Source organism: Archangium sp., assembly GCF_036388035.1.
In the GTDB taxonomy this organism is placed as follows: domain Bacteria; phylum Myxococcota; class Myxococcia; order Myxococcales; family Myxococcaceae; genus Archangium.
Genome location: NZ_DASVSO010000649.1, coordinates 1 through 4,687, shown reverse-complemented (window position 1 = coordinate 4,687; position 4,687 = coordinate 1). Strand labels below are relative to the sequence as shown.

Annotated in this window: 4 protein-coding genes and 1 pseudogene; all 5 read left to right on the top strand. The window is 70.6% G+C overall.

What is annotated here, in order from left to right; genetic code table 11:
* Positions 1-521, top strand: a pseudogene (locus VF697_RS26600) (hypothetical protein); the annotation flags it as partial.
* A complete protein-coding gene (locus VF697_RS26595; RefSeq protein ID WP_331099524.1) occupies positions 518-1,213 on the top strand; it encodes an ABC transporter ATP-binding protein in 696 nt (231 codons plus the stop codon). The pseudogene VF697_RS26600 and the gene VF697_RS26595, both read left to right, overlap by 4 nt.
* A complete protein-coding gene (locus VF697_RS26590; RefSeq protein ID WP_331099523.1) occupies positions 1,210-2,493 on the top strand; it encodes an ABC transporter permease in 1,284 nt (427 codons plus the stop codon). The genes VF697_RS26595 and VF697_RS26590 overlap by 4 nt, the downstream gene beginning before the upstream one ends.
* Positions 2,490-3,293, top strand: a complete 804-nt coding sequence (locus tag VF697_RS26585) for a hypothetical protein (protein ID WP_331099522.1) — start codon at positions 2,490-2,492, stop codon at positions 3,291-3,293. Before VF697_RS26590 ends, VF697_RS26585 begins: the two co-directional genes overlap by 4 nt.
* Before the next feature lie 93 nt (positions 3,294-3,386).
* Positions 3,387-4,687: serine/threonine-protein kinase (locus VF697_RS26580; RefSeq protein ID WP_331099521.1), on the top strand; the 1,301-nt coding region annotated here is incomplete at its 3' end.

The following is a 4,687-nucleotide window of genomic DNA, read 5'->3' as shown; positions in this document are numbered from 1 at the left end:
CCTTCCGCTATGTGCACCTCGTGGTGGTGGGCGAGTCGAAGGACACCACCAGCATCCCCGCCACCCTGGAGAAGGTGCCCGCCATCGCCCCGCGCTTCGGTGCCGAGGTGAAGCCCTCGGAGCTCGGGGGCCAGCGCGTCTACCTCACCTCGTACCGGCAGGGCGAGGGCGCGCACTTCGCCGCGGTGGGGGACAAGGTGGTGATGGCCGCGCCGCAGTCCCGCCTCGAGGCGGCGCTCACGGGACTCAAGGGCCCCGCGGGCCAGAATCCCGTGGCCGAGGACCTGCGCGGAGTGCTCCAGGGTCCGGTGCTGGGGGCGGTGCTGGACTGGCGGCGCCTCTCCGACGCGGTGAAGGGGCTGCCCTCCGAGGCCTGGGGCATCGGCGGCTTCGCCATCAAGGCGACCACGGTGCGCTGGCTGGAGGCCACGGATGACCTCCGCGCGGTGACGCTGGGCCTCTCCGAGAAGGAGAAGGCCGTGCAGGCCGAGCTCACCCTCTGGCTGGTGCCTCCCAAGTGATCCGCGCACGAGACATCGTCAAGCAGTACCGCGACGGGGATGGCACCGAGGTGCGCGTCCTGGATGGGCTGTCGCTCGACGTGGCGGATGGCGACTTCGTCGCGGTGGTGGGCCCCTCGGGCAGTGGCAAGTCCACGCTGCTGCACCTGCTGGGCGGGCTGGACGTCCACTACCAGGGCGACGTGGAGGTGGCCGGCGTGAAGCTGTCGGGCCTGAAGGACAAGGCGCTCGCGCGCTTTCGCAACCAGCACGTGGGCTTCGTCTTCCAGTCCTTCCACCTCATTCCCAACCTGTCCGCGGTGGAGAACGTGCTGATGCCCTCGCACTTCGGCGCCGCCAACCTGGAGGCCCGCAAGCGCGCCGAGGCCCTGCTCGACCGGGTGGGGCTGCTGGCCAAGAAGGACCGCTCCCCGGTGCGGCTCTCTGGCGGCGAGCGGCAGCGCGTGGCCATCGCCCGCGCCCTCTTCACCGGGCCCCGGCTGCTCCTCTGTGACGAGCCCACCGGCAACCTCGATGCCGCCACGGGCGCCGGTGTCATCTCGCTCTTCGAGGAGCTGCACCGCGAGGGCCTCACCCTGCTCGCCGTCACCCACGAGGAGCGGATGAGCTCGGCGGCCAGACGCGTGCTGCGCCTCAAGGAAGGCCGGCTCGTCGAGGAGCCCCGGCCGGCCCTGGCGGGAGGTGCGTCATGAGGGGCGCGGCGCTGGCCCAACTGGTGCGGCTGAGCCTCTCGCGCGAGCGGCGGGGCGCGTTCTTCTCCGCCTTCGGCGTGGCCATGGGTGTGGGGGCGCTCGTCTTCTTCCTGGGCCTGGGCCTGGGGGTGGGCCGCGTCATCCGCGAGCGCATCTTCCCCAACGACGCGCGGCTGGTGGACGTGGTGCCACCCGCGGTGTCGCTCGGCTCGTTCCTCGGCGGCGGCAAGCTGGACGCCGTCATGGTGGAGCGGCTCCAGGCGCTACCCGACGTGGAGAAGACGTACCGGAAGATGAGCGTGCGCGCCCCCGCCGCGAGCCTCTACAACGGCGACTTCTTCGGCCGGAAGCTGCGCATGGGCATGGACGTGCTCGCGGTGGGCGTGGAGCCCGGGCTCGTCGAGGGCGACGTGCAGCTGGGCAAGTTCGTGGACGCGGGGCCGGGTCAACCCATCCCGGGCCTCATCTCCACGCGGCTGCTGGAGATCTACAACAACACCTTCGCCCCGGCCCGGAAGCTGCCGCGGCTGGCGCCGAGCATGCTCGTCGGCTTCACCGTGCCGGTGGACTTCAACCGCTCCTACGTGGCGGCCCCGTTGCCGGATGTGCCGGTCATCACGTCCCAGGTGCAGGTGGTGGGCGCGTCGGATCGCGCGCTGCTCGCGGGCGTCACCATTCCGCTGGACACGGCCATCCGCCTCAACCGCGAGCTGGGCCAGGACACGGAGACGTACTCCGGCGTCACGCTGGTGGCCTCCAGCCCGGGCGCGGTGCCTCGCCTCATCGAGTCCGTGAGGGAGATGGGCCTGGAGATCGACGACCAGGAGCGGCGGCTCGCGGAGAACGTGGGGGCGGCGGTGGCCCTCACCACGTCCGCGCTGGCGCTGCTGTCCATCCTCATCTGCGTGCTGGCGGCGGTGAACATCGCCCATGCGCTGAGCGCCTCGGTGCGCGCGCGCGCCAAGGAGATTGGCGTCATGCAGGCGGTGGGGGCCTCGCGCTCGGACGTGCGCAACATCGTCCTGGCCGAGGCGGGCGTGGTGGGGCTGGCCGGCGGGCTCCTGGGCACCCTCGCCGCCCTCGTGCTCGCGCTGGTCATGGATCGGCTCGCGACCTCCTACCTCCCGCAGTTCCCCTTCAAGCCCGAGAGCTTCTTCTCCTTCCCCTGGCCGGTGGTGGTGGGGGGAGTGATGCTAGGGTTGTTGGCCGCGCTGGCCGGGGCCTGGTTCCCCAGCCATCGCGCCGCCGCCACCGACCCCGCACGCACGCTCGCCGGATGAAGCTGCCCTCCACCAAGACGACCCTGGCCAACGTGGCCTGTCTGTTGGCCCTCCTGTGGCTCTACGGGGGAGACCTGCTGGACGCCGTTCGCGCCCGGAGCGCCGAGGTGTCCGCCTTCCTGGAGCCGCCCACGATGGTGTGGCCCGCGGTGGTGCTGGTCGTCACGCTGGGGGTGCTCGGCGTGGTCGCCTGGGGCGTGGGGCGCGGGCGGCCCGAGGACTTCAAGGGCTACCGGCTGCTGCCCATCGTCCTGGTGTGCGCGCTCTTCTTCGACATGGTGCTCCTCGAGAGCCGCGTGCCGCTGCGCCCCGAGGACGTGGCCTTCATGTCGGTGAGCCGCTTCCAGCAGCAGGCCCAGGCCCTGGCCAACGAGCGCGCCGTGCCCTCGGACCCGGCGGTGCTGCGTCCGCTGGTGGAGGAGATGGGCCAGCCCCCGTACCTCGTGCGGGGGACGCGCGCCCTGGCGTGGTCGCTCCAGGTGCGCCGGGACTGCCAGGGGCCCGTCACGGAGGCGCCGGGCCTGGAGGTGGGGACCATCCTCTACTGCGTGGCCCCCCAGCGCGACGCCGCCTGGGTTACCCTGGTCGGTCTGCCAGCGGGCGAGCGCTTCGGCCATCCCGCCGTGCTGTCCGTGGACGGGGAGCCACACGTGGCGGTCGTGCAACCCGCACTCCCCGAGGAAGAAACGCCGGCTGGCCCTGGGATGGAGCCCTTCCGGGGGGGGAAAGAGACCTCAGCGGCCGAGCAAGCCCCCGGGGCCCTGGACGCTGGGGAAGTGGCTCCGGCTCCCAGTCCCTGAGAGGGTCCCGGGAGGAAGGTGACGCCCCATGGTTGACCCTATGGAGGGGCGGTCGCTAGGCTCGGCTGTCAAACACCGAGCCACGTACCCCCCGTGACGACCACTCAACCGAAGCGGCAACCCATCCCGTTTGGGAAATATCTCCTCCTCGACCGCATCAACATTGGCGGCATGGCGGAGGTGTGGCGCGGCAAGATGTTTGGCGCAGGAGGTTTCGAGCGCCTCGTCGCCATCAAGCGCATCCTGCCCAACATCGCCGAGGACGACGAGTTCATCTCGATGTTCATCGACGAGGCGAAGATCAGCGTGCAGCTGAACCACGCCAACGTCGCGCAGATCTACGAGCTGGGGCAGATCTCCAACAGCTACTTCATCGCGATGGAGTACATCCCCGGCAAGGACATGCGGGCCATCTTCGACCGTTGCCGGAAGAAGGGTGAGCCCGCGCCCGTGCCGCTGGTGGCCTTCATGGTGTCCAAGATGTGCGAGGGGCTCGACTACGCCCACCGCAAGAAGGACAACATGGGGCGGGACCTGAACATCGTCCACCGCGACATCTCGCCCCAGAACATCCTCATCTCGTTCGAGGGCGAGGTGAAGGTCATCGACTTCGGCATCGCCAAGGCGGCGGGCAAGGCCACCAAGACGCAGGCCGGCATCCTCAAGGGCAAGTTCGGCTACATGAGCCCGGAGCAGATCCGCGGCCTGCCGCTGGACCGGCGCAGCGACATCTTCGCCATCGGCGTGTGTCTCTACGAGATGCTCACCGGCGAGCGGCTCTTCGTGGGCGACAGCGACTTCAGCGTGCTGGAGAAGGTGCGCAAGGCCGAGGTGGCCCCGCCCTCCACGTACAACAAGCGCATCCCCGAGGCGCTGGAGAAGATCGTCCTCAAGGCGCTCGCGCGTGACGTGGACGAGCGCTACCAGTACGCCAACGAGCTGGGCGATGACCTGCAGCGCTTCCTGCTCACCTCCGAGTCCATCTTCAGCCGCAAGGACCTCATGCAGTACATGAAGTCCACCTTCGCGGAGGACGTGGAGCGCGAGAAGCTGCGGCTGCAGGAGTACGCGGACATCCGGCCCCCCGAGGGCATGATGGCCGCCATCGAGATGGGCTTCAGCGGCGCGTCCTCGGCCCCGCAGGTGCCTTCCAGCCCGCCGGTGCCGAGCCTGCCGCCCGTGGAGGCCCCGCCGCCGCCGCCCAGCCCCACGGGCGTGCGCCGCTCGCCCACGCTCGGTGCGCTGCCCAAGCTGACGGCCCCCGCGCCCCTGGCCCCGCCTGTCCCGGAGGAGGAGGAGTCCGGGGCGACGATGGTGGTGAGCGGCCCCGAGTACTTCGAAGAGCCGACCACCCAGCCGGGGATGGTGGGCCCCGGGCGCAAGGTGACGCCGGT

What these genes read in the sequence shown, in the direction of transcription:
- VF697_RS26590 (WP_331099523.1), top strand. Translation starts at nt 1,210, where the DNA reads ATGAGGGGCGCGGCGCTGGCCCAACTGGTGCGGCTGAGCCTCTCGCGC.
- VF697_RS26585 (WP_331099522.1), top strand. Translation starts at nt 2,490, where the DNA reads ATGAAGCTGCCCTCCACCAAGACGACCCTGGCCAACGTGGCCTGTCTG.